Origin of the sequence: Massilia aurea (assembly GCF_024753205.1) — a bacterium.
GTDB classification, from domain to species: Bacteria; Pseudomonadota; Gammaproteobacteria; order Burkholderiales; family Burkholderiaceae_D; genus Telluria; species Telluria aurea.
Window position 1 is genome coordinate 765,352 of sequence record NZ_JANUGZ010000003.1, and the last position, 24,162, is coordinate 789,513.

19 protein-coding genes are annotated in these 24,162 nt (G+C 63.3%); 6 read left to right on the forward strand and 13 right to left on the reverse strand.

Features of this window, described 5'->3' with window-relative positions; all coding sequences use genetic code 11:
• Position 1 precedes the first annotated feature (1 nt).
• Positions 2 to 1,768 (forward strand): gamma-glutamyltransferase, encoded by a 1,767-nt coding sequence (gene ggt / locus NX775_RS13940; protein WP_258836545.1) that lies wholly within the window; start codon positions 2 to 4, stop codon positions 1,766 to 1,768.
• Positions 1,769 to 1,925: 157 nt separating this feature from the next.
• On the opposite strand, the gene NX775_RS13945 is transcribed toward ggt, so the two are convergent.
• From NX775_RS13945 to NX775_RS13975, 6 genes are all read right to left on the reverse strand, one after another.
• The gene (locus tag NX775_RS13945) at positions 1,926 to 4,772 is read right to left on the reverse strand and encodes a PAS domain-containing protein (RefSeq protein ID WP_258836546.1); all 2,847 of its coding nucleotides are present in this window, start codon (positions 4,770 to 4,772) and stop codon (positions 1,926 to 1,928) included.
• 94 nt (positions 4,773 to 4,866) lie between these two features.
• Positions 4,867 to 6,483 (reverse strand): methyl-accepting chemotaxis protein, encoded by a 1,617-nt coding sequence (locus NX775_RS24085; protein WP_307732214.1) that lies wholly within the window; start codon positions 6,481 to 6,483, stop codon positions 4,867 to 4,869.
• A gap of 384 nt (positions 6,484 to 6,867) precedes the next feature.
• Positions 6,868 to 7,452, reverse strand: coding sequence for a TerD family protein (locus tag NX775_RS13960; protein ID WP_258836547.1), 585 nt, complete (start codon positions 7,450 to 7,452; stop codon positions 6,868 to 6,870).
• A gap of 12 nt (positions 7,453 to 7,464) precedes the next feature.
• Positions 7,465 to 8,160 carry a TIGR00266 family protein gene (locus tag NX775_RS13965; protein WP_258836548.1) on the reverse strand — a complete coding sequence of 232 codons (696 nt, stop codon included), beginning with the start codon at positions 8,158 to 8,160 and terminating at the stop codon, positions 7,465 to 7,467.
• Between the two features lie 63 nt (positions 8,161 to 8,223).
• Positions 8,224 to 8,799: a TerD family protein gene (locus tag NX775_RS13970; RefSeq protein ID WP_258836549.1), complete on the reverse strand. Its 576-nt coding sequence runs from the start codon at positions 8,797 to 8,799 to the stop codon at positions 8,224 to 8,226.
• A 118-nt stretch (positions 8,800 to 8,917) separates the two neighbouring features.
• Positions 8,918 to 9,964, reverse strand: coding sequence for a DUF475 domain-containing protein (locus NX775_RS13975; protein ID WP_258836550.1), 1,047 nt, complete (start codon positions 9,962 to 9,964; stop codon positions 8,918 to 8,920).
• A gap of 115 nt (positions 9,965 to 10,079) precedes the next feature.
• Here NX775_RS13975 and nhaR point away from each other — a divergent pair, with 115 nt between their 5' ends.
• From nhaR to NX775_RS14000, 5 genes are all read left to right on the forward strand, one after another.
• Positions 10,080 to 10,988 (forward strand): transcriptional activator NhaR, encoded by a 909-nt coding sequence (nhaR, locus tag NX775_RS13980; RefSeq protein ID WP_258836551.1) that lies wholly within the window; start codon positions 10,080 to 10,082, stop codon positions 10,986 to 10,988.
• Positions 10,989 to 11,047: 59 nt separating this feature from the next.
• Positions 11,048 to 12,388, forward strand: a complete 1,341-nt coding sequence (locus NX775_RS13985) for a hemolysin family protein (protein WP_183557055.1) — start codon at positions 11,048 to 11,050, stop codon at positions 12,386 to 12,388.
• A gap of 86 nt (positions 12,389 to 12,474) precedes the next feature.
• Positions 12,475 to 13,278, forward strand: coding sequence for an alpha/beta fold hydrolase (locus tag NX775_RS13990; protein WP_258836552.1), 804 nt, complete (start codon positions 12,475 to 12,477; stop codon positions 13,276 to 13,278).
• A 6-nt stretch (positions 13,279 to 13,284) separates the two neighbouring features.
• Entirely contained in the window at positions 13,285 to 14,835 is a 1,551-nt protein-coding gene (locus tag NX775_RS13995) for a hybrid sensor histidine kinase/response regulator (RefSeq protein ID WP_258836553.1), read from the forward strand.
• A 28-nt stretch (positions 14,836 to 14,863) separates the two neighbouring features.
• On the forward strand, positions 14,864 to 15,223 hold the full coding sequence (locus NX775_RS14000) for a hypothetical protein (RefSeq protein WP_258836554.1): 360 nt from the start codon (positions 14,864 to 14,866) through the stop codon (positions 15,221 to 15,223).
• A 46-nt stretch (positions 15,224 to 15,269) separates the two neighbouring features.
• On the opposite strand, the gene NX775_RS14005 is transcribed toward NX775_RS14000, so the two are convergent.
• From NX775_RS14005 to NX775_RS14035, 7 genes are all read right to left on the reverse strand, one after another.
• Positions 15,270 to 16,955 (reverse strand): alkaline phosphatase D family protein, encoded by a 1,686-nt coding sequence (locus NX775_RS14005; RefSeq protein WP_258836555.1) that lies wholly within the window; start codon positions 16,953 to 16,955, stop codon positions 15,270 to 15,272.
• Between the two features lie 152 nt (positions 16,956 to 17,107).
• The gene (locus tag NX775_RS14010; RefSeq protein ID WP_258836556.1) at positions 17,108 to 18,136 is read right to left on the reverse strand and encodes a glycerophosphodiester phosphodiesterase family protein; all 1,029 of its coding nucleotides are present in this window, start codon (positions 18,134 to 18,136) and stop codon (positions 17,108 to 17,110) included.
• A gap of 372 nt (positions 18,137 to 18,508) precedes the next feature.
• Complete coding sequence (locus NX775_RS14015; protein WP_258836557.1) at positions 18,509 to 19,075, reverse strand: DUF3617 domain-containing protein; 567 nt, start codon at positions 19,073 to 19,075, stop codon at positions 18,509 to 18,511.
• A gap of 160 nt (positions 19,076 to 19,235) precedes the next feature.
• Positions 19,236 to 19,916 (reverse strand): carboxymuconolactone decarboxylase family protein, encoded by a 681-nt coding sequence (locus NX775_RS14020; RefSeq protein ID WP_258836558.1) that lies wholly within the window; start codon positions 19,914 to 19,916, stop codon positions 19,236 to 19,238.
• Positions 19,917 to 20,046: 130 nt separating this feature from the next.
• Positions 20,047 to 20,565 (reverse strand): (R)-mandelonitrile lyase, encoded by a 519-nt coding sequence (locus NX775_RS14025; RefSeq protein WP_258836559.1) that lies wholly within the window; start codon positions 20,563 to 20,565, stop codon positions 20,047 to 20,049.
• A 70-nt stretch (positions 20,566 to 20,635) separates the two neighbouring features.
• On the reverse strand, positions 20,636 to 23,080 hold the full coding sequence (locus NX775_RS14030; protein WP_258836560.1) for a membrane-bound PQQ-dependent dehydrogenase, glucose/quinate/shikimate family: 2,445 nt from the start codon (positions 23,078 to 23,080) through the stop codon (positions 20,636 to 20,638).
• Positions 23,077 to 24,108 carry an SMP-30/gluconolactonase/LRE family protein gene (locus NX775_RS14035; protein WP_258836561.1) on the reverse strand — a complete coding sequence of 344 codons (1,032 nt, stop codon included), beginning with the start codon at positions 24,106 to 24,108 and terminating at the stop codon, positions 23,077 to 23,079. The genes NX775_RS14030 and NX775_RS14035 overlap by 4 nt, the downstream gene beginning before the upstream one ends.
• Positions 24,109 to 24,162 lie beyond the last annotated feature (54 nt).

The window sequence follows — 24,162 nt, forward strand, 5'->3', positions numbered from 1 at the left end:
CGTGCCGGCCCGCTCGCCGGTCAATGCCGCACTGGCCTGCGGGCTGGTCCTGTCGATCGTCGTTGTCCCCGCCACCGGCGCGCCTGTCGCGACGGGGCACGGCGGCGCCGTCGCCACCATCAGCGCCCAGGCCTCGCAAGCGGCGCTGACCATCCTGAACAACGGCGGCAATGCAGTCGATGCGGCCGTCGCCGCAGCCGCCACGCTGGGCGTGACGGATCCGTTCAGCTGCGGCATCGGTGGCGGCGGCTTCATGGTCATCTATCTGGCCAGGGACAAACGGGTGATCACGATCGACCACCGCGAGACGGCGCCGGCCAAGGCCGGCCCCACGCTGTTCGAGCGCGATGGCAAACCGATCGACTTCGACACCGCTGTCGCCAGCGGCGCGGCAGTGGGCGTGCCGGGCACGGTACGCGGATGGCACGAGGCGCTCGAACGCTACGGCAGCATGCGCTTCGCGCAGGTACTGGCGCCGGCCATCGCGGTGGCCGACACGGGCTTTCGGGTCAACGCCACGTTCAATGGCCTGGTCGACCAGAACCTGGCCAAGTTTCGCCAGTTCACACCCACCAGCGCGCTGTACCTGCACGACGGCAAGTCCATCCCCACCGGCACACTGCTGCGCAATCCCGATATGGCGCGGGCCTACCGCGCCATCGCTTCGGGTGGCGTGAAGGCATTCTACGAAGGCCCGATGGCGCGCGCGATCGTCGACACCGTCAACCGCCCGCCCGTGGCCAGGGGCGTCAATGTCCGCGCTGGCACGATGACGCTGGCCGACCTGGCCAACTACGAGGCGCGTATCCGCCCTGCCCTGCGCAGCACCTACCGGGACTACGAACTGTATGGCATGCCGCTGCCCAGCAGTGGCGGCGCGACGGTCGCGCATGCCCTCAATATCCTCGAAGGCTACGACCTGAAAGCGCTGCCGCGCGCGCAGGCCGAGCACCTGTACATCGAAGCGAGCCGCTTTGCATTCGCCGACCGCAACGCATATCTGGCCGATCCCGAATACATCGATGCGCCACTGGCTGGCTTCCTGTCGAAAGACTTCGCCGCCACGCGCCGCGCACTGATTTCGCTGCAGAAGGCCGCACCGGGCGCAGTGGCGGCGGGCAATCCGTATGCATTCCAGAATGATCCCAGCGTGCCGCTGCTGCCACCTGTGCGCGCCAGCATCCGCCCTCCACCGGAAAGCCTGCACACGACACATCTGACGGTGTCAGACAAGGATGGCAACGTGGTCGCCTACACGTTCACGATCGAATCGTGGGGCGGCAGCGGGATCGTCGTGCCGGGCTACGGCTTCCTGCTCAATAACGAGATGACCGACTTCGACTTCGCCGGCCCGCACCCCAACGTGCCCGAAGCCGGCAAGCGGCCCCGCTCCAGCATGGCGCCGACGATTGCGCTCAAGGATGGCAAGCCGGCGTTTTCAGTGGGGAGCCCGGGCGGCGCGACCATCATCACGACCGTGCTGCAAACGATCGTCAACTACGTCGACTTCGGCATGCCGATGCACCAGGCGGTGGATGCCCCGCGCATCAGCCAGCGCAACGCGCCCGACACATCGGTCGAACCAGGCTTTGCCGGCAGCGCGCAAGCAACGGCGCTGGCGCGCTTCGGCCAGCGCTGGGAATCACCAGCGGAAGAAATCGGCGCGGCCAATGCGCTGGTGTTCAACCCGGATGGCACCGTGACCGCAGTCAGCGAAAGCAAGCGCCATGGCGCGGGTACGGCACTGGTGCAGCGGCGCGGCCACTAACGCAAAAGCCGGGGGTCAGGTCTGACATTCGGACACGGCCTCGACATTAGTTCGCCATTTCTCTCGCGCCGGATGTCATGGCTGCCTTCGCGCACCATGGCTACTGCTGTGATCGTGTCCGAATGTCAGACCTGACCCCGGCTGTGGTGAACGGCTATCACCCGTGCCGCGCCACCATGTCCCGTACCCGCTGCGCCATCGTATCGATTGAAAAAGGTTTGGTCAGGATCGCCATGTCGGGACCCAGTTGCCCGTTGTCGAGCAAGGCGGTTTCGGCATAGCCAGTAATGAACAGCACCTTCAGTTCGGGCCGGGCCACGCGCGCGGCATCGGCCATCTGCCGCCCGTTCATCATCCCGGGCAAGCCGACATCGGTGATCAACAGATCGATGCGCGCGCCCGATTGCAGCAAGGCCAGGCCGCTGGCACCGTCTTCGGCGTTCAGCACGTGGTATCCCAGGTCTTCCAGCAGATCGACCACCAGCATGCGCACGCTCGGCTCATCGTCGACCACCAGGATCGTCTCGCCGCGGCCATCCGGTGACGCCAGCGCCACGGGCGGCGCGGCATCGACGCCCTCGGCCTGGCCGCGATGGCGCGGCAGGTAAATGCTCACCGTGGTGCCCCGCCCTACCGCCGAATCGATGTGTACCTGGCCGTCTGACTGTTTGGCGAAGCCGTAGATCATCGACAGCCCCAGCCCCGTGCCCTGCCCGATCGGCTTGGTCGTGAAGAACGGGTCGAACGCCTTGGCCACCACGTCCGGCGCCATGCCGGTGCCGGCGTCGGAGACCGACAGCGTCAGGTAGTCGCCAGGCGGCAGTTCGAGCGAGCGCGCGGCAACGGAGTCGATCTGCCGGTTGGCAGTTTCAATGGTGATCGAGCCGCCGGCCGGCATCGCGTCGCGCGCGTTGATGCACAGGTTCAGCAGCGCGTTTTCGAGCTGCGACTGGTCCACCAGCGCCGCCCACAGGGCGCGCTCACCGCGCGGCTCCACCTGCACGCCGGGGCCGACCGTGCGCCGGATCATGTCAAGCATGCCATCGATCATGGCATTCACGCAGATGGCCGTGGGCGCGAGCGTCTGGCGGCGCGAGAACGCCAGCAGGCGATGGGTCAGCGCCGCGGCGCGCCGGGTCGCGCCTTGCGCCACGCCGATGTAGCGGTCGACATCGCCCACGCGGTCCTGCGCGATGCGGATCTTGACCAGGTCCAGGCTGCCCGCGATGCCGGCCAGCAGATTGTTGAAGTCATGCGCCAGGCCGCCGGTGAGCTGACCGACTGCTTCCATTTTTTGCGAGTGGCGCAGCTGCTCCTGGGCGCGCTCGAGCTCGGCCTGGCGCTCACGTTCGACCGTGATGTCGCGGCCGGTCGCATACGTCACACTGCCCGCTGGCGCCGCGGCCCATGAAATCCAGCGTATCGAGCCGTCCTTGTGGCGATAGCTGTTGACCAGATGCGGCTGCTCGCCTTCCGCTGCAGCGCCATACGCATTCATCGTCGAGGCATGGTCTTCGGCCACGACGAATTCATTGGTGTGATGCCCTACGAGTTCCTCGGGCGTGTAGCCAAGCAAATGGGTCCATGCCGGATTGACGCGCCGGAACACGCCATTGGCATCAATGGTAAGCAACAGGTCGGGCGACGTGTCCCACATGCGGTCGCGCTCGGTCTGGGCTTCTTTTTCGAGGGTCACGTCACGCGCCGAGCAATACACCTTGCCATCGTCCGGGACCGCCACCCACGATAGCCAGCGCCAGCCGCCGGCCTTGTGGCGGTGACGGTTTTCAAATCGCAGCGCCGGAATGTTGCGCTCGAGCGCATCACGCCACACGGCCCGGGTCAGCGCGTGATCGTCGGGATGGATGAACTCCATGAAGTGCGTGCGGGCGATCTCTTCCTCGGTCCAGCCCAGGCTGGCTTCCCAGGCCGGGTTCGACGTCTCGACGAAGCCGTCGGCATTGAGCACGCCCAGAATGTCCGGGCTCACCTGCCAGGTACGGCCACGCGCCAGCGCCTGCGCAATGACTTTCTGCTCGAGCTGCTCGTTGAGCGCGCGCAGCTTGAGGATCGCCTGGTCGCGTTCGGCCTCGACTGCGCGCCGGCCTTCGACGTCGATCAGCACGCCCGGGAACGACAGCCCGGTGCCGTCCGGCGCCAGGTCGACCCGGCCGTTGGCCTCGATCCAGTAGTAGCGCCCGTCGGTGCGCTTGACCCGGTACTGGTGGGCGTAATGGCCGCCGCGCGCGATGACCGTGTTGATCGCCTGCGCCAGGCCGGCCTGGTCGTCGGGGTGGACCGTGGCGACGACTTGGGCCAGGCTCAGGCCGACGCGCCCGAGCGCCGGATCGAGGCCGAAGGCGCGCGCAAACGCTTCGTCGACCGTGAATCGGTCGGTGGGCAAATCCCAGAACCAGGTGCCGATGATGGCGCCGGCGGCCAGCGCCAGTTGCACCCGTTCGGCATCGATGCGCGAATTGCTTTCGTGCTCGCGCAGCACGGCCTCGTCGGCCACCTGGCGGCGCCGGGCGAGGATGGTGTCGGTGGTGTCGATGCAGGTGCATAAGAGGCCGAGGATCTCGCCGTCATCGCCGCGCACCGGGCCGTACGAAAATGTGAACCAGGTGTGCTCGGCATAGCCCTTACGCTGCATGACCAGCGGCAGGTCATGCATCTTGTACGACTCGCCGCCGACGAGCGTGCGCTCGACCAGCGGCGCGAGCACGTCCCAGATTTCGGGCCAGGCGGCCTGGAAGCTGCCGCCCAGTGCGCGCGGGTGCTTCTCGCACAGGATCTCGGCGTAGGAATCGTTGTACAGGAGGGTTTGCTCAGCGCCCCAGACGAGAAAACTGGGGAACGCCGAACCGAGCACGATGCTCACGCCGGTGCGCAGCGTGGCCGGCCAATCCTCGATGGGCCCCAGCGGCGTGGCGGCCCAGTCATGCTCGCGAATCGCGGCGCCGAGCGCCCCGCCGTCGATGGGAAATGCGTTTGGATCACGCATGGGATCGACAGGCTGCGGGGCCGGCTGTCAGCGGAAAAGGGGTGCGCACGCTCATGATGCCGGCATTATGGCATGGGCAGTGCGCCCCACTGCACTATGCTGCGATGGCGATGCGCTGCTGCGCCTTGTGCCCGAGCGCGCGCCCGTGGCCGTGCCCGGTCGCCTGGGCGTCGACCTTGAACACGCTCACCATCTGCTGCAGCGCCTGGGCCTGCTCTTGCAGCGCGCCGGTGGCCGCCGCCGCTTCTTCGACCAGGGCCGCGTTCTGCTGGGTTGCCTGGTCCATCAGGCTGACCGCTTCATTGATCTGGCCAATGCCCGAGGTCTGCTCTTCGCCGGCAGCCAGGATCTCGGCCATGATGTCCGAGACCCGTTTCACACTCGAAACGATCTCGTTCATCGTGGTGCCCGTGCTGTCGACGAGGGCCGTACCCGCCTCGACATTGGTCACCGATGTGCCGATCAATTCCTTGATCTCTTTGGCTGCCGCCGCCGAGCGCTGCGCCAGATTGCGCACTTCGCTGGCCACGACCGCAAAGCCCCGGCCCTGCTCGCCGGCGCGCGCAGCTTCGACGGCTGCATTGAGCGCCAGGATATTGGTCTGGAATGCGATACCGTCGATGACGGAAATGATATCGACGATGCGCTTGGACGACGCATTGATCGCACTCATGGTCTCGACCACGTCCCCGACCAGCTTGCCGCCGCGAATGGCCACTTCGGACGCCGAACGCGCCACATTGTTGGCCTGGCGGACGTTGTCGGCATTGTGCTGCACGGTGCTGGTCAGTTCTTCCAGCGAGGATGCCGTTTCTTCCAGGCTGCTGGCCTGCTGCTCGGTGCGGCCCGACAGGTTCATGTTGCCGGCGGCGATTTCAGCGCTGGCGGTGGCGATCGACATGCTGCTGTCACGCACGCTGCGCACGGTGCCGGACAACTGCTCCTGCATCGAGGCCAGGCCCTTGAGCAGCGCGCCCATTTCATCCTGGCGATCGACGACGACCGTCGTCGACAGGTCGCCGTGGGCCATCGCGTCAAAGTGGCCGATGGCTTGTTCGAGCGGCCGCATGATTGCGCGCAGCAAGAGCACTGACGACACGATTGCCAGCACGAGGCCGAACACGATGCTCAAGCCAGCCGCCCACATCAAGGTGGTAAACAGCGCCAGGCTCGACTCGAACTCGTGGCGGGCAGTGGCCAGCTGGTAGTCGTCCAGCGCGACCGAAGCCTTGTCGAAGACACCGTACAGCGCCGTCATTTCTTTCATCGACAGCGCTTCGATGCGCTCGACATTACCCTGCTCGATGGCGGTGGCCAGCGCCAGCATGCCGTCATTGATGTAGCGTGTGCGTTCGGTTTCCAGGGTCTTGGCCAGTATTGCCTCTTCACCATCGCGCGGCATGGTCAGATAGGTTTGCCACGATTTGTTGGCGTCGTCAATGAAGCCTTTGGCACGCGCGATCGTCTTGGCGACGTCGGGCGACTCTGGATGGAACACAGCACGGTCCAGGCCGAAACGGGCGCGGTTCAGGAAGTTCTTGGAATTGTTGATCGCGATGCTCGAGGCGAGCTGGTTGCTGTACACCTGCTCGAGCGCGGCATGATTCGAACGCATGCCGTAGATGCCGAGCACGCCGATGGCGGCAATGAGAAGACCGAGGACCGCCAGCGTGGCGATCAGTCGGAAACGCAATGTTAATTTGGAAAGCATGGAGGCCCTGGATAAAGTTTTCTTGCACGGAGTGAATACCGCAACAGAAAGACGATAGCCCGGAAGTGACGACTTCTCGTCAAAAAATAGAGTCTGACGTTCAATATCCTGGAAAGTAGTTGTCTATGAGCAACAGCATACAGATCCGCTGATCCGTTTTTCCTGCAAGCTTGCTTATTTGAAAAGTGTTACCTATGTCCCTGTACAGACAGGGTTTCCCACCTACATGTTGAACTCGACTTTGCAAAAAACATTGAATAAGGTTGGTTGAACGCGTGGACGGCTTAGCCGCCCACCCTACGAATGTCATCCAGCTTATTTGCACCAAGCAATAAAAAACCGGGGCACATGGCCCCGGTTCTTGGTAACAAACAACGCTACCGATTACAAATGCACTGAAATCTGCGGCATCAGATCGTCGAACGTACGGCCATTGCCATTCTCACCGATCGCGTGCATCTTCCACTCGCCGCCATGGCGGTACAGCTTGGCCATTATCTGCGCCGAATGCGAGCCCGTCACCGACAGATTGAAGCGCGCGACTTCCTGCTGGTCGGCTGCATTGATCAGGCGGCAGTAGGCGTTTTCGACCGTGGCAAAGGTTTGCCCGGTGAAGCTGTTGACCGTGAAGACCAGCGCCTTGACCGATGCCGGCACGGCGTTCAGGTCGACGGTGATCTGCTCGTCGTCGCCATCACCGGCGCCGGTGCGGTTGTCGCCCGTGTGCACGATGCTGCCGTCCTTGCTCTTGAGCTGGCGGAACCAGATCACGTCCACCGGCTTGTTCGACTCATCGAACATGACCACCGATGCGTCCAGGTCGACGGCATCCGACTTGCCGCCGCCGAAGCCGAAGAAACCCTTCGACTTGATCGCATCCCAACCCAGACCCATGGTCACGCGGGACAGGCCGCCACCGGCTTCCTTGTCCAGAGAGATTTTCTGGCCTTTTTGCAGATTGACTGACATTGTGTTCCTCCGTTATTTCGCTGGCTGCTGCATCCAGGCTTTGAATGCAGTGCGGTTGCGCGAACATACATACACCTTGCCACGACCCGAGAAGCGCAGGACCATGCCCTCGCCACTGGTCTGGCTGTTGATCAGGTTACCCAGGAAGCCGCCGCTGGTGCCGGTGGTGATCGAAATTTCGTAGCGCAGCGTGCTGTCCCAGCACACCACGTGCGAGTTGTCGATGATCGCGTCCTTGCCCGGCTCGACATCCAGCACCGACATCGACCCGAAACCCGACACCACCACCTGGCCCTGGCCGCCCGTTTCGGTGACGAAGAAGCCGCCACTGTTGGCGAACATGGCATTGCCCAGGCTTTGCGTGCGCACCTTGAGGTCGACGCCAGACGTGGCGGCGACAAATGCGCCATCGCTGATGATGTAGTGGTTCGGACCGACATCGACCGTCTGCATCGCACCCGGCAGGGTTGGCGACAGCAGGCAGTCACCATCGCCACGCGTGGCTTCGATGTGCTGCTGAAAGAACGACTCGCCGTTGGCAAAGGTGCGCATCAGCGCACTACCGAGCCCGCCCTTCATCTTGCCTTTGAGGTCGAGGGTCGATTCCATCATCACCATCGCGTCGGATTCGCAATAGATGGTCTCGCCCTGCTTCATCGACACATGAAGGAAAGGATCGACGTCCCCGGTCACGGTAAATACTGGCATTTGGCTTCCTTAGAATTTGGTTCCACGCAGGGCGCCTCCGCAGAAGCGCCCTGGCTTGCATGATTAAACGTTGACGCCGTAGTTGCGGGCGAGTGGGCCCAGGCCGCCGGCAAAGCCCTGGCCGATTGCGCGGAATTTCCAGTCCGCGCCGTTGCGGTAGACCTCACCGAAGATCATGGCCGCTTCGGTCGAACCGTCTTCCGACAGGTCGTAGCGCGCGACTTCGGCGTTGGTGGCGTTGTTGACGCAGCGGATGAACGCCTTGCCGACCATGCCGAAGTTCTGGCGACGGGTTTCGGCATCGTGAATGGTCACGCCCAGGACGACCTTGTCGACGTCAGCCGGAACCTTGGTCAGGTCGATGGTGACGAATTCATCGTCGCCCTCGCCGGCGCCGGTCGTGTTGTCGCCCGAGTGGACGATCGAACCATCGCTCGACTTCAGGTTGTTATAGAAGATGAAGTCGCCATCCGAACGGACCTTGCCGGACGAATTGAGCAGGAACACAGCGCCGTCGAGGTCAAAGGCTGCGCCATCGGTGGCGCGAATGTCCCAGCCGAGTGCGACTTTCAGTGAAGTCAGGCCTGGTGCTTCTTTCGACAGGTTGACGTTGCCGCCTTTTTGCAGACTGATTGCCATGATGAGAATCTCCTAAATTGTGAACACCGGGTTGCAAGCGCCGCGAGCTGGTGTTCTGCCACTCGCGGCGAATTCTGTATTGCAGGGCCGGCATGCATGCCGCCGGCCCGATTACCGCTTACGCGCCGCCGAGTGCGGCGTGCTTCTTCTTGTACTGAATCGAACTCCACAGCGACGCCAGGATGAAGGCCACGCCCACACCGCCGGTGATCAGCTCTGGTACATGCCACTTCATACTGGCCAGCATGATCACGGCCAGGATACCGATCGCGTAGTGCGCGCCGTGCTCGAGGTAGACGTATTCATCGAGCGTGCCCTTGCGCACCAGGAACACGGTCATCGAACGCACGAACATCGCGCCGATTGCCAGGCCCAGCATGATGATCACGACGTCGCTGGTGATCGCGAACGCGCCGATCACACCGTCAAACGAGAACGATGCATCCAGCACTTCGAGGTACAGGAAACCACCGATACCGCCTTTTTTGACCGCGTCACCGACAGCGCCCTCGCCCGATTCACTCTTTTCCAGCAGGCTGCTAAGCATATCGACAGCAACATAGACCAGGATGCCCCACATACCGGCGATCGCAACGACCATCTTCTGCGCTTCATCAACATACGTCAGGCTAAACAGCAGCGCGGCGATGGCGATCATGACGGCGATCGACGACACCTTGCCGAGCGAACCCAGTTTTGCTTCGAAGTTGCCCAGCCAGTGGGTTTCTTTTTCATCGTCCAGCATGAAGTTCAGGAACACCAGCAGCAGGAACATGCCGCCGAATGCCGCCACTTCAGCGTGGTGGTTGGTCAGGTGCATCGAGAAGGCTTTTGGATTGGTCAGCGCCAGGTTCCAGACTTCCGCCGCGCCCAGGTCGGCAGCCACGGCCACGATGACCAGCGGGAACACCAGACGCATGCCGAACACGGCGATGATGATACCCACGCCCAGGAACAGCTTGATCCAGAACTCGTCCCAGGTCTTGAGGACCGAGGCGTTGACCACCGCGTTATCGAACGACAGCGAGACTTCCATGACGGCCAGAATGGCCGCCACGCCCAGCGCGGTAATCATGCCCGACGTGCCACCATGATCGAATCCCCACCATGCCGCAAGGGCAAGACAGACCGCGGTCACGATGAATGACCAGGTAAAGTACTTCATTAATATTTCCCCTCTTATGATTTATAAAAAACGGTGCTGACGAACAATTGTAAAGGTTGCCAAACGATTGAAAAAGCGAAGATAATTGGAGGGTTACTTCCGAAAAACAGAAGCCATGAGCCACGCACTCCCCAACTTTCGCCACCTCTATTACTTCTGGGTGGTTGCCAAGGAAGGCAGCATTACGCGCGCCGCCGAGCGTCTTGGCCTGGCCATCCAGACAGTGAGTACGCAGCTTACCTTACTTGAACAGGCGTTCGGCAAGGCACTATTCACCCAACAAGGCCGGCGCCTGACACTGACCGAAGCAGGCCGCCTGGCGCTGTCGTATGCCGACCAGATATTCCTGCTGGGCGAGCAGATGCAGGAAGCGCTCGACGCTTCCGACAGCACGCGCATCCGCCTGGCGGTGGGCATTTCCGATTCGCTGCCCAAGTTCACCGCCTACCGCCTGCTCGAGGTCACGACTCAGTTGGCCACCCCGGTGCGCCTGGTGTGCCACGAAGACCAGTACGAGGCGCTGCTGGGGGACCTGGCGCTGCACAAGCTCGACGTCGTGCTGACCGACCGCGCCGTTCCCACCGGCACCACGCTACGCGTGTTCAGCCACCTGCTGTCTGAAAGCGAGATGTTCGTTGTCGGCGCCCCGGCCCTGGCGCACGAGTACCGCGACGATTTTCCGGCGTCGCTGCACGGTGCGCCGTTTTTGCTGCCCACGCGCAACAACGCCCTGCGCGGCAAGATCGACGACTGGTTCGAGCGCCATGCGATCCGGCCCGACGTGGTCGGCGAGTTCGAAGACAACGCGTTATTGAATACCTTTGGCCGGCGCGGCCTGGGCCTGTTCTTCACGCCGGCCGCGCCTGCTGCCGACATCGACTACCAGCTCGGCGCCGAGCTGGTCGGCCGGGTGCCGGAGGTGCGCGAACACTTCTATGCGATCTCGAACGAACGCAAGATCAAGCATCCGGCGGTCGAGGCAATCCTGTCGGCCGTGCACAAAGGCGCGTTAGCAGACGGATAAGAGCCGTTTTGGGTTGTACAATGCCCCTTGGCTTTACCTTTTGTTAAGACATCTCCAGCATGGAAAATATTCTCTTCCTCGTTCTCGCCCTGTTCCTGGTCGCGCTGAACGGCCTGTTCGTCGCCGCCGAATTCAGTATCGTCACGCTGCGCAAGACCCGCGTGAACGCCATCGCCAAGACCACCGGCCTGCGCGGACGCATCCTGGAAAAAGTCCACGGCAAGCTCGACGCTTACCTGTCGGCCTGCCAGCTCGGCATCACGCTGGCATCGCTGGGCCTTGGTTGGGTCGGCGAGCCGGCGTTTGCCAGCCTGCTTGAACCGGTCTTCGCGTTTGTCGGCGTGACGTCCGAAGAGCTGATCCACAGCATTTCGTTCATCGTCGCGTTCTCGGTGATTTCGTTCCTGCACATCGTGGTGGGCGAGCTGGCCCCGAAAACGCTGGCGATCCGGTTGCCGGAATCGGTGGCGCTGTGGTGCGCCATCCCGCTGTACGCGTTCTACTGGGCCATGTATCCGGCGATCGCCCTGCTCAATGCCAGCGCCAATACGCTGCTGCGCGTGGCGGGCCTGGCCGGCAAGGGCGGGCACGACCATCACTACTCGCTCGACGAACTCAAACTGATTCTGCGCACCAGCAACCCGGCTGAAAAGATCACGCAGGACGACCGCAATATCCTGGCCCAGTCGCTCGACTTCAGCCAGCTGGCCGTGTCCGAGCTGATGCGCCCGATTAACGAAGTCAGCGCCCTGTACGCTAGCCGCTCGCTCGAGCAGAATCTGGAAACCGTGCGCCGCAACCGCTTTTCGCGCTACCCGTATTTCGACAAGGACGGTGAAGAAGTCATCGGCATCGTCCACCTGAAAGACCTGTATTTCGCGCTGCAGTCGGGCCGGCCCATCGGCGACCTGACCCAGTTCCTGAGGCCAGTCGAATCGATTTCGGCGCGCACGCCGGCGCAGGACATCTTCCGGCGCTTCCGTGGCGGCGCGCCCCACTTCGCGCTGATCGGCGAAAAGGGCAAGCGCCCGGTCGGCTTCGTCACGCTCGACAACCTGCTGGGCGCGATGGTCGGCGAGATCCGCGACGAATTCCGGATGAACGAAAACGATTGGCTCAAGCAGGCCGACGGCACCTGGATCGGCAAGGCCAGCCTGCCGATCTTCTCGCTCGAACGCCTGCTGGGCATCGACATCGACAACGAACAAATGGGCCTGGACGATGTCGAATCGGTCGGCGGCCTGTTGATGGCCAAGCTGGGCGACATCCCCAAGCAAGGCCAGCGCATTGGCTTTCCGCAGTTCGATGTCGTGGTCAAGAAAATGAATGGCCCACGCATTCTGCTGGTCAAGGTGATCCCGCAATTGACCCGCGCTGGCGAGAACGACGACCACGACTAACCGCCTTTTACATCGGCATTGCTGACATTACACAAGAATGATGCTATTTTTTGTGTATATCTGCGTGAACCGACGAGAGGCATTCAATGTCCGCCCAGCTTCGCCATAACGTTCACCTTGCCGGCCAGGGCGCCGCCACCATGGTGTTTGCCCATGGTTTCGGTTGCGACCAGACGATGTGGCGTCACCTCGCTCCCGCCTACCAGCACCGGTATCGCGTTCTCACCTACGATCTCGTCGGCTCCGGCGGCTCGGACCTGTCGGCCTATGACCGCGCCCGCCATGCGACGCTGCAGGGTCACGCCGACGACCTGCTCGCCCTGATTGATGCCCATGCCAGCGGCCCGGTCGTGTTTGTCGGGCACTCGGTCGGCGCGACAATCGGCATGCTGGCCACGATCGCCGCGCCCGAGCGCTTTGCCGCGCAGATCATGGTCAGTCCCTCGCCCTGCTACATCAACGACGGCGACTATACCGGCGGCTTCACGCGCGACGACATCGACGAACTGCTCGAAACGATGGAGACAAACTTCATCGCCTGGTCGCACAGTCTTGCACCCACCATCATGGGCGCGCCCAACCAGCCCCATCTGGCCTCCGGGCTGACGGCCAGTTTTTGCCGCAACAATCCCGAAATCGCCCATCACTTTGCCAGCGTTACGTTCCGCTCGGACCACCGCCTTGATGTGCCCAGGTCCACGACGCCCGCGCTGATCCTGCAATGCAGCGACGACCTGATCGCGCCGCACACGGCCGGCCAATGGCTGCACCAGAACCTGCCCGGCAGCACGTTCGCGATGGTACCGAACGTCGGCCACTGTCCGCACATGAGTGCGCCGACCGCCGTCTCGGCCGCGATCGACGCCTTCCTCACACAGCAGCTTCGCTGACCATCCATGAACGCCGCCCTCACCGCGACCGACCTGTTCTTCGACCAGGCTGCTTGCGGCCTGATGGCAACCGATGCACACGGCATGATCCTCACGGCCAACACCAGCCTGCATGCGTGGCTCGGCATGGCCCCCGGCGCGCTGGTGGGCACGCGCCTGCACGACCTGCTGCCGGCCAGCGCCCGCCTGTTCCACTACACGTGCTGCGTGCCGCGCCTGCAGAGCGAGGGCGTGGCGCACGATATCCAGATCGACCTCCTGATGGCAGGCGGCGCGCGGCTGCCGGTGCTGCTCCAGCTCGTGCGCCAGCGCGACGGCGATCGCGAGATCGACCACTGGGCGCTGTTTCGCGCCGGTGGCCGGCATGCCTACGAAAACGCACTGCTGTGCAAGTCGGAGGCCGCCGATGGTGGCCGCGAGGTGCAGCGCCAGCGCGACCTGCAACTGCAGGCGGTGAACACGCAGTTGTCGGCGGCCGACCTGCGCAAGGATGAATTTCTGGCCACGCTGTCGCACGAGCTGCGCAATCCGCTCGCTCCAATGCGCAGCGCGCTCGACGTGCTCAAGATCAGGCACGGCAACGACGAAGACGCGCGCGTGATCGGCGCGTTCGACCGCCAGCTGCGCCACCTGACGCGCCTGGTGGACGACCTGATGGAAGTCTCGCGCATCACGCAGAACCGCATGCAGCTGCGGCGCGCGCCCGTCGACATGGCGGCGCTGGTGCGCGGCGCGGTGCACGACATGGCGCCGATGATGACGGCGGCGCGCCACACGCTGCGCCTGACGCTGCCAGAGGCGCCGCTGACGGTCGATGGCGATGCCACGCGCCTGGCGCAGGTCGTGATCAACCTGCTGGGCAACGCGGCCAAGTACACGCCCGATGGTGGGCTGATCGATGTTGAACTGGCTGGCCAGGCCGGTCACGCCGAACTGCGCGTGCGCGACAACGGCATCGGCATCCCGGCGGGCGCGCTGGGCACGATCTTCCAGCTGTTCACGCAGCTGGAACCGGGGCGCGAGCGCGCCTGTGGCGGCCTGGGCATCGGCCTGGCGCTGGCGCGCGGCATCGTCGAGTTACACGGTGGCGAGATCCTGGTGGAGAGCGATGGCCCGGGCCGCGGCAGCCAGTTCACGTTGCGCCTGCCGCTGATCGCGGGTTGTGCGGTGGCGGAAGAAATAGCAACGGCGCCTGGCCAGCCGGCGCCGCTGCGGGTGTTGGTGGTGGATGACAATGTCGATGCGGCAGAGACAATGGCGACGATGCTCGAGCTGTTCGGCTGCACGACGCTGCTGGCGCATACGGCGGCCGGCGCACTGGCGCTTGCGCCGGACTTCCTGCCCGAAGTGGCGCTGCTCGATATCGGCCTGCCCGACTTCAATGGCTACGAGCTGGCGCGGCGCCTGCGCGGGCTGGATGCCTGCGCCAGCACCAAACTGATTGCGGCGACGGGCTGGGGCCAGGAGCGCGACCGGCAACTGGCGCGCGATGCGGGGTTCGACCATCACCTGACCAAGCCGATCGATATCGAGCGGCTGCGCTTGCTGCTACAGTAAGCACCTGTTCCTCACCGGCATCGACACCATGACCCGCGCCTTGTCCCTGAACCTTCTTGCAGCAGGCTTGCTGTCACTGTCTGCGTTCGTCGTGGCGCCAGCGCCCGCCCATGCCTGCGAGCGGGTCTACCCGCAAGCCAATGGCGACGACCGCACGCGCCACGTGCGCCTGTCGGCCGGCTGGCCCGATGCGCAGATCCTGCAGAACCTGAAGCTCAATTTCGACCGGGCCGACGTCAAGCGCACCGAGAGCGCGGGCGCGGTCAGCATCCAGTACACGTACTTTCACAAGACGGTCGTGATCACGCGCTCGGCCAGCAAGGGGGTCGAGGTGCAGCTGCAGGAAAAGGATCGGGAGAAACTCGTCTGGCAGCTGGGAATGTGTTGATGGTATGAAGGGGAGCGAGGAATTGCGCCTCGCTCCATGCTCTACGTCAGGCGGCGATGATCTTGCGGTTCGCTGCGCCCGGCAACATGCGCAGCGTCTTGCCGACGACCGCCTTATAAGTCTTCGACGTGACCGTATCGACATAACGGTACTCGGCCCGTGTTTCGATCGGCGTGACCGTCAGCACGACGAAACCGCGCGAGGCCGTCTCGGCGTATTGCAGCGGGCCGATCAGCTGCTCCATGCCGCCAGCCACAGTGGCCGGCGCAATAGTCGGGAAATAGGTCTCGAAACCAGGCGAGGTCACGGCAGGCACGCCGAATTCGACGCCCACTGCCCGCCCCTGCTGGTCGGCCAGGTCGCTGGCCCAGGCATTGTGGGTGTCGCCCGCCAGCACCACCATGTTCTTGTTCAGCGTCTGCGCCATGTTCAGCACCGTCTCGCGCGCAGCATGGTAACCGTCCCAGGCATCGAGGTTGTACGGCACCGGCGTGGCCGCGACCAGTTGCTGCTCGGCGGCGCTCAGCGCCACACCGGCCTTGACCTTGGCGGCGATCGCGAAGTACGCCGGATAGCCCGTGGTGCCCAGCACCATCGGCGCAGGCAGCAGCATGCGCGCCATCAGCACCTGCTGGCCCAGGACCTGCCAGGTGGCCGTCGACTTGCTCATCTGGTTGCGCAGCCAGGCAGTCTGCTCCGTGCCCATCAGCTGGCGCGCCGGGTTCGTCACGTCGGCAGTGAAGGCAGCGCTGTTGAAGCTGCGGTCGGCGCCGACATAGCTGGCCAGGGCCAGCTGCTTGTCGCGACCGATCACGCGGGTGTCCAGCATGTGCAGCGACAGCAGGTTGCCGAAATCGAACGAGCGGTAGATCCTGTCCGGGCGCGCGGCATCCGGCACACGGATCGGCATCCACTCGTGATAGGCCTGGATCGCCATCTGGCGCCGCGCCGACCACAGGCCTTCCGTGGCCGGATCGTGGTTCTCGGCGCCGCCGCTCCAGGTGTCGTTGGTCAGTTCATGGTCATCCCAGACGGCGATGAAGGGCATGCGCGCATGCACCGCCTGCAGGTCCGGGTCGGTGCGGTATTGCTGGAAGCGAACCCGGTAATCCGTCAGCGTGATGATCTCGGTGGCCGGCTTCGACACGCGCCCCAGGGTGCCCGCGTTCTGCGACGCATAGCCGCCGGCGGCGTATTCGTAGATGTAGTCGCCCAGGTGCAGGCCGACATCGATATCGTCGAACCTGGCGGCATCGGCATATACATTGAAGTAGCCGGCCGGGTAGTTCGAGCAGCTGAACACGGCAAAGCGTACGCGCGAGACGCTGCCCGTCGGGAGCGTCTTGGTACGCCCCACCGGCGAGAGCTGGCCATAGCAGCCGAAGCGGTAGAAATAGCTGCGGTTGGCCGTCAGGCCGGTCGCATCCACTTTGACCGTGAAGTCGCTGGCGCTGCCGGTGCGCAGGCTGCCCGAGGCCACCGTACGCGAAAAGTCGCTCGTCTCCGAGATCTCCCAGCCGACATCGATGTCGGCGGCGCCGGTGGCCGTGATGCGCGTCCACAGGATGACGCGGTCGGCCAGCGGATCGCCGCTGGCCACGCCATGCGAGAAACTGACGACGCGGTCATCGTCGCCATTACCGCCGCAGGCCGCGAGCGGGAGCGTGGACACGGCGACGGTGCCGAGGGAGAAGGTACGAATGAAATTGCGACGCGAATGCGATTGGTTCATGGGATGGCAATTGGTAAAAGTGAAAGACGGCAAATCTTAGCCAGCGCCGATGACGCTCTGATGACGCGGGCAATGCACGGGGCATGAAGTGCCAGGCATGAGTTGCACGCCCGGCCGGACATGCCGACCGGGCGTGCAACTCATGTGCGTGATCAAGCCTGCTTGCGCTTTTTCAGTCCGGCGATGCCGGCCAGACCCAGGCCCAGCAGCGCCAGCGAATGCGGCTCGGGCACTGGCGTGGCCGGGCCGAATACCTGGTCGCGCACGGTAACCGCGATGTCCGGATAGTTGGTGAAGACGCCGTCCACACCGAGGTTGTAGGCCGCCTCGTAGCTGGCCGTGTTGTTCAGGAACGTGTACGGCGTGACCGTCATCCCGGCATCGTGCGCAGCCTGCACGCAGGCTGCGCTGAGCTGGCCCGCCGATGGACCGATCCCGTCGGCGATGGCGGCGACCGCAGCCGCCCCTGCTGCCGTGGTGGGGCAGACGCCCAGATAGCTGACCGGGATGGACGAGTTGGCGTTCAGGTATTCCACCTGCGCTGCGTTGAAGGACTGCGTCAGCGCGCGGCCCGCCGTCGTAAAGTAGCCGTTGTACTTCGCATTGGTCAGGCCCGCCAGGATGGCTTCCGCCACCTCCAGCCCGGCCTGCTTGGCTTCCGGGAACACGCCGATGGCGACACCGGTTTCCACGAAATAATTGTAGGCCAGGTCGAGGAAGGCGTCGTACGACGTGAAGCTGTACGAGATGGCCGGGTTGAAATAGGTCTTGTCGGTGCAGTAGCCGTTGGCGTTACGGCACGTCACGGACAACTGCTCGAGCTGCGCCAGCGTGAATTTGCGCACGTCGTAGGTCCCGTTGCTGGAACGCAGGGCGGCGATCTCGGGATGCGTGGCCGCGAATGCGACGACATTCGTCGTGGCGTTCAAAGTGCCGTCATGCAGCATCACGGCCTTGTTGTCGGCGGTCAGGTAGACGTCGCCTTCGATATAGTCGGCGCCCATCCGCATGGCGAGTTGATAGGACTGCACCGACTCTTCCGGCAGATACCCGCTGGCGCCGCGGTGGGAAATGACCAGCGGACGCTCACCGGTGAGCGTCGACACCGGCATGGCATGGGCGGCGACCGGCGCGAACAGCATGGCCGCAAGCGGCAACAGTCCGAAATGCGACGTTTTCATAAAAGCAAACCCTCTTCAAATGGTATGAGTTATTTCGCGCCTCGCACTTCGGGCGAGCGCATCAGAAGTTGTCAGCGCCATCCTGGCGGGGCTGACGGGGGGATGCTAATTCGGCATGATGACAGTGGCATGAATTCGGGCGCCAATGTGTTGTTGAGGCGGCCACATTTTGCAATGATTGCCAGGCAGCGCGAATGGGCGGGTCGATCGACAAATGGTCAGCGCACTGTGGCGGCCATCATGTCGATCAGGTATTGGTTTTTTATGGGAAGATGGCCTGCGCGACAACGGGGTGTTGCTGTACCGGACAATGCCTGCCGCAGCTGGCGCCTGCCAGGCCGCCCTTCGCTGCGCTGATCCGCACCGTGCCCGTTACCGGCCAACCGCTGCTGCAGCGGTCTTGCCACAATCGCTTCCCAGCCATTTTCCGGTGCCGTTTGATTTCTGGCTGATGTCTGCGCCGCCCGGCCCCGGTACGGTAGTGACTGATTCAAACCGATACGATGTTTCACTCTCGGCCTTCACGACGGCGTCGACCTTCATCCGGGGCTGGGCGCAAGTCATGCTCACATTCATTCCGCCAGCGGTTGGTGTCATTTTCTTGGTGCAGGAATCCGCGCCTTTTTTACCGAACAAATCGAAGTCGTTGATGTTTTGCTGGGTAATGCACTGCTTCGTGCGCAAACCATTGCCATTGAGTTCCGTGCCATTTGCAGCCAGCATTTTATCGATCTGCGCGCGCTGCTCGGGCGTCATCAGGGCCATCTGGCTTTTCACCAGTTCGAGATAGCCGCCCAGCGGATTGCTACTCGCCTTGTCGGACAGTGACATATCGATCTGCCACAGCCCGGGTTTGATGGTCGGTTGCTGCGCGAATGCCTGCCCTGCACAGAAGCTGGCAAGGGCAAAGACGATCTGTGTGGCGTGTTTCGTTCGCATACTGGCTCCTGATAGATAGGGTGTTTCAGTGTATGCGATTCGGGCAGAGAGCGAATTCTGAGGCTGTGCAATCGATGCGATGCCAGTAACTCAATGTCGGGTGACAAGCAACGCATACCTTCGATCCGATGTCCTCGGCGGCGCCAGGTCCCGATGAGAATTACTTGCCCACGGTCCCTGCACGCTTGCTGAACACGTCCTTGAAAACGGGCATCGCGGAGAACACGTTTGGCCAACCGGCATAGAACGCCAGCTGCGTCAGCATTTCCCCCGCTTCTTTTTCGGTCAGCCCATTGTCCATGGCGCGGTTCAGGTGGTAGGTGATTTGCGCTACCTGGCCGGACGTCACCAGGGCGCTGACCGTGACCATACTGCGATCACGCGGTGCGAGCCCCGGACGCAGCCAAAGGTCCCGGAACAACGCCTCGGTCGTGTACTTCACCACGCCTGGCGAAACCTGCCCGAAGTTCTCCTCGACAGTCCTGGCGCGCTTTTCCTCTGCTTCTTTGTCCAGAGGCAGCAACGCGACCCTTGCCGGAGGCAGTTGCGACACATCGATCTGGCGTTGGGCAAACACGGCTTGCGCGGCACTTGCGGCCCCGCTTGCATTGGGCCAGCCCGAATAGAAAGCGAGGTGGGTGATGATCTCCGCTATTTCGCCAGGCTTGACTCCGGCATCCAGACCCCGGACCAGGTAGGACGGCAGTTCCGCTGTCGCGTTTTTGGAAACGAGTACGGCAATGGTGACAAGCGACCGGTCACGTTGTGACAGATCCGGACGCTTCCATACGTCGTCAAATAACAGTTTTTGGGTGTAGTTGTCGAATGCTGGTGCAGCCATGAGTACTCCTTTGGTTAGCGGTGTTGAACCGGGCGCACTCGTGCGCGGCTGAGCACTTGCATCGCCCGACATGGCGAACAAGCTTGCGCAGCCAAGCAATGCAAGAACGAGCCCGCTGTTTGGCATGGACCTATTGCGCGTACTGCTCATCGCTGACTTTCTCCATCCACTCGACGGTTTTGCCACCCACCGCATCCTGGATGGCGATATGGGTCATCGCCGTGGCCGGCGCAGCGCCGTGCCAGTGCTTGATGCCCGGCGGGGTCCAGATCACGTCACCGGGACGGATGTCTTCAGCTTTGCGGCCCCACTGCTGAATCCGCCCCACGCCTGACGTCACAACGAGGACCTGCCCTGCAGGGTGGGTATGCCAGGCTGATCGGGCGCGTGGTTCGAACGTGACTGCGCCGGCCGAGGTGGTAACCGGCGGGTGTGCGCCGAACACCGGGTCGACCCGGACGCTGCCGGTAAAGTTTTCCGCTGGCCCTTTGATTGATGCCTGGCTGCCGGCGCGGGCAATCTTCATTTCGCCGGGTCCGGCGTCGGCGCCTTGCGCCGCAGTCCCTGGCTTGGCCTGTCCTGTCGCAGTTTGCGAGAAAGCAGGTGCGGCAAGAAAGAGCGATAGTGTTGCTACGATGATAGGTTTCATGGATGTCCCTGTGACCCAATGATGCTGTTAAAAAATCGCCGCTCGATGGCATGAACGTTGTAGAGGGTGCTCATCTGCCGACGTCGGCAGACGCCGATGCAGGACCTGAACTGGGCAGCGCGAATGCCACGATGCTGTTGCCGAGCTTTGTTTTCAGCGCCACTTTTCCGCCTGCGGCGATGACGACGAATTGACGGCCACTACGCGGCCCCCGATATGTCATGGGCGACGCGTTGGCGCCGGCTGGCAGCCGTGCCTGCCAAAGCTCGCGCCCGGTGCGCAGATCGATCGCCCGGAGTGTCTTTTCTGCGGCTGCGCCAACGAATATGAGGCCGCCGCGCGTCGTGACGGTGCCGCCCGTGAGTGGCGTCCCGATTGTCAACGGCACCATGGATGGGATGCCCAATGGACCGGAGTCGCGCGCCGATCCCAGCGGCGTGTGCCAGAGCAGTGCTCCGGTTGCCAGATCGACGGCGCCGATCTGCCCCCAGGGCGGCGCATTGCATGGAACGCCAAGCGGCGAAACGAACGTTGTTCCATACGAGGCATACGGCGTATTGAGCATGGGGCGCTCTGCATCGCCGCCCGAACTCTGACCGTCCATGAGTTTGAACTTGCGTCGTATTGCCTCGGCACGTGTCAGAATTTCGACCCGGTCGGCAGTCTGCATCCACGTCACCACCATGACGCCGCGATCGAGGTCGATCGAGACACCGCCCCAGTTGATGCCGCCTGCAGAACCGGGATCGAACAAGGTTGGCGTGTCGAGCGTGGATGGCGTCAGGTGGCCTTCGTAGCGCGATTGACGGAACTGCAGGCGGCATAGCATCTGGTCGATCGGCGTGACCCCCCACATGTTTTTCTCGACCAGTGTCGCACCCCTGAACGCCGGTAACCGGATGGAAGCAGGTTGCGTCGGTGACAAACGCTCTCCGGGAGCAACGGAGCCCTGCAACGCAGCCTGCTCTTCGACCGGGAAAATCGGCTTGCCATTGGTGCGATCAAGAACGAAGACCTCGCCGCGCTTGGTGGCCTGGATCAGCGCATGGCGCACACCGTCGGGGCCGGGCAGGTCAACCAGGGTCGGTTGGGCCGGTACATCGTAGTCCCAGATGTCGTGGTGCGTGGTCTGGAAACTCCAGCGCGGCCGGCCTGTCTCGGCGTCCAGGGCAAGGACGGCGTCACCGTACTGGTCGTCGAGCGCGCGGCGCTGTCCGCCGTAATTGTCCGGCGTGGCGCTTCCCATCGGCAAGTACACCAGGCCAAGTGTTTCGTCAGCACTGATCGGCGCCCAGCTGTTGGGTGACGATGGGGTATAGACGTCGCCCTCGGGCGGTGCGCCGATACGCTCCGGATGCCCGGGATCGAACGCCCACGCCAGTTGTCCGGATACGGCATCGAATGCACGGATGACGCCCGAAGGACCGCCCCAGAACTGACCGTCCGGTATGCCGCCGCCAACCACGATCTTGCCGCGGATGATCTGGGGCGCCGAGCTGACATAGAACTGCCCGCGCGGATACTTGCTGATGTTTGTGTTCAGGTCGACGAAGCCTTGCTTGCCGAAGCCCGTGCACGCCTTTCCGGTGTGAGCGTCCACCGCGATCAACGCTGGCGTCTGGCTGGCGGCAATGATGCGTTCCGCACAGGCGCCTATCGCATTCGGTATCCGGTAATACGAAACACCGCGGCACGGTTTGCCTGACGCAGGCACGCCACCAGACATGTCATAGCTCCACCGTTTGGTGCCATCTTCGGCGTCGAGCGCCACGACCTGATTGAATCCGCTACAGGCATACAGCATGTCGCCCACCATGATGGGGACCGTTTCAAGGCCATTTTTCGGTCCTGGCGACATGGGGCCCGTATCGGCTGTCCACGCGACCTCCAGTTTGTCGACATTATCGACATTGATCTGTGACAGAGGGCTGAAGCGGGTACCGGCCTGGTCGTTGCCGAAAGCCAGCCAATCCGTACGGTCGGCTGCGCCCGTTGCCTTGGCTCCAGCGGAAGGTACCTGGGCCTGCATTCCCCGACGCATCCAGGGTGGCGCGGGATCCGGCCCCGCAGCGGCGTGGATTGCCGTCCCGGCAACTGCGGCAATGGCAAAGACGCCGACGCCTGCCAACGCACCACGGCGTCCTGATGTGGCAGCCGTCACCGCTGCCGTGTCGGGAGCCCGCCGTACGGCCGGCAACAGCAGGAGCAGGCCCATGGCAAACGGCGCGCCCAGGCGTGGAACCAACGCCCAACCGTCGAAGCCCACTTCGCCGATACTCCACGCCAGCGTGAGTGCCAGGACAAGCGCATAAGCGCGGATTGCATGGGGATGGCGCCGCGCCACCATCCAGCCGATTGCGACGAGTGCCGCCCCGCTCAGGGCGTAATAAGCCGAGCCGTTGGCCAGCAACAAGCGCACCCCGCCAATCAGCAGTACGAATCCGATGAGTGCGAACAGGATTGCAATGCCATGACGAATCCAGCTGTTCAATCTCGTTTCCTTGGGTAGGGTCATGATCGCTTCCCTGCCTGCTGCGGTTTGGGAAGTGCCTGCGCCGTGACGAACGTGCGCGCACGGAAGACGGCGCCGCCCTGCCCTCCTGCACCGTCGCTGGCGACGATATACACTTCGTTCGTTCCAGGCTTGAGGGCCAGACTCGCCGATTTGAGGTAATGGCCTGTATCGCGCCCTGGCAGCAGGATCTGGCCGATCGGAATGCCGCCCGGACTGAAGACGAGCACCCTGCCCTGGCCATTGAGCGCCACGTAGAGGTTGCCCTCGACGTCGGCCCGCATCGAGTCGGGAGCCGGCCCGATGAAGCGATACACCACTGCCACCCCGAGACTGGACACGGTTGCAGGCGTTTCCAGAGTAATGCGCAGAAGGCGGTTCTGGCCAAATTCCGTTACCCACAGATACTTGCCGTCCGGGCTCAGCGCGATGCCGTTGGCCAGTGCAAGGCGTTGCACGATGGGCGTGACGGTACGCATGTCCGGTGCCACGTAATAGACCCCGCCAGTCGGATCGAACGCCGTGCCTTTGAAGTCGGTGAAATAAAATCCGCCATGCCGATCGAGTACCAGGTCATTCGGCACGTAGGCATCGGCCGTCACCGCTATTTTGTTGACTTCATGGCGGCCAGGTTCAATCACACCCAGCATGCCGCGCTTGCGGTCTCCCGCAGCTGCAACGAAAATGCGCCCGTCCGGATGGATGGCCAGGCCACCCGCGTGCAATCCGGGTTGATGCAGTAATACCGAGATGCGCCGGTTGGCGTCGAGGCGCACGATCCTGCTGCCGCCGACATCGCACACCAGCAGGTTGCCTTCGGTGTCGAACAGCGCGCCTTCAAGCGCCGTATCGGTGTCGATGACGTCTGCCCACTTTTCCGCAACGGCAGTCGGTATATCGCGTTCTGCGGAAGGAATGGGCACCGGGCCCGTCATGCGCGGATCTCGGCGCAACGCAAGCGGGTCAGGGGCGCTTTGCGCAAGCGCGGGACAGGAGACGGCAACCAGGCCCCCCAGCGCGCCAAGCAGCATGGATCTTTTTTTTAGAGAGCAATGTGTAGGCATCATTTCACTTTGAAGATGGGC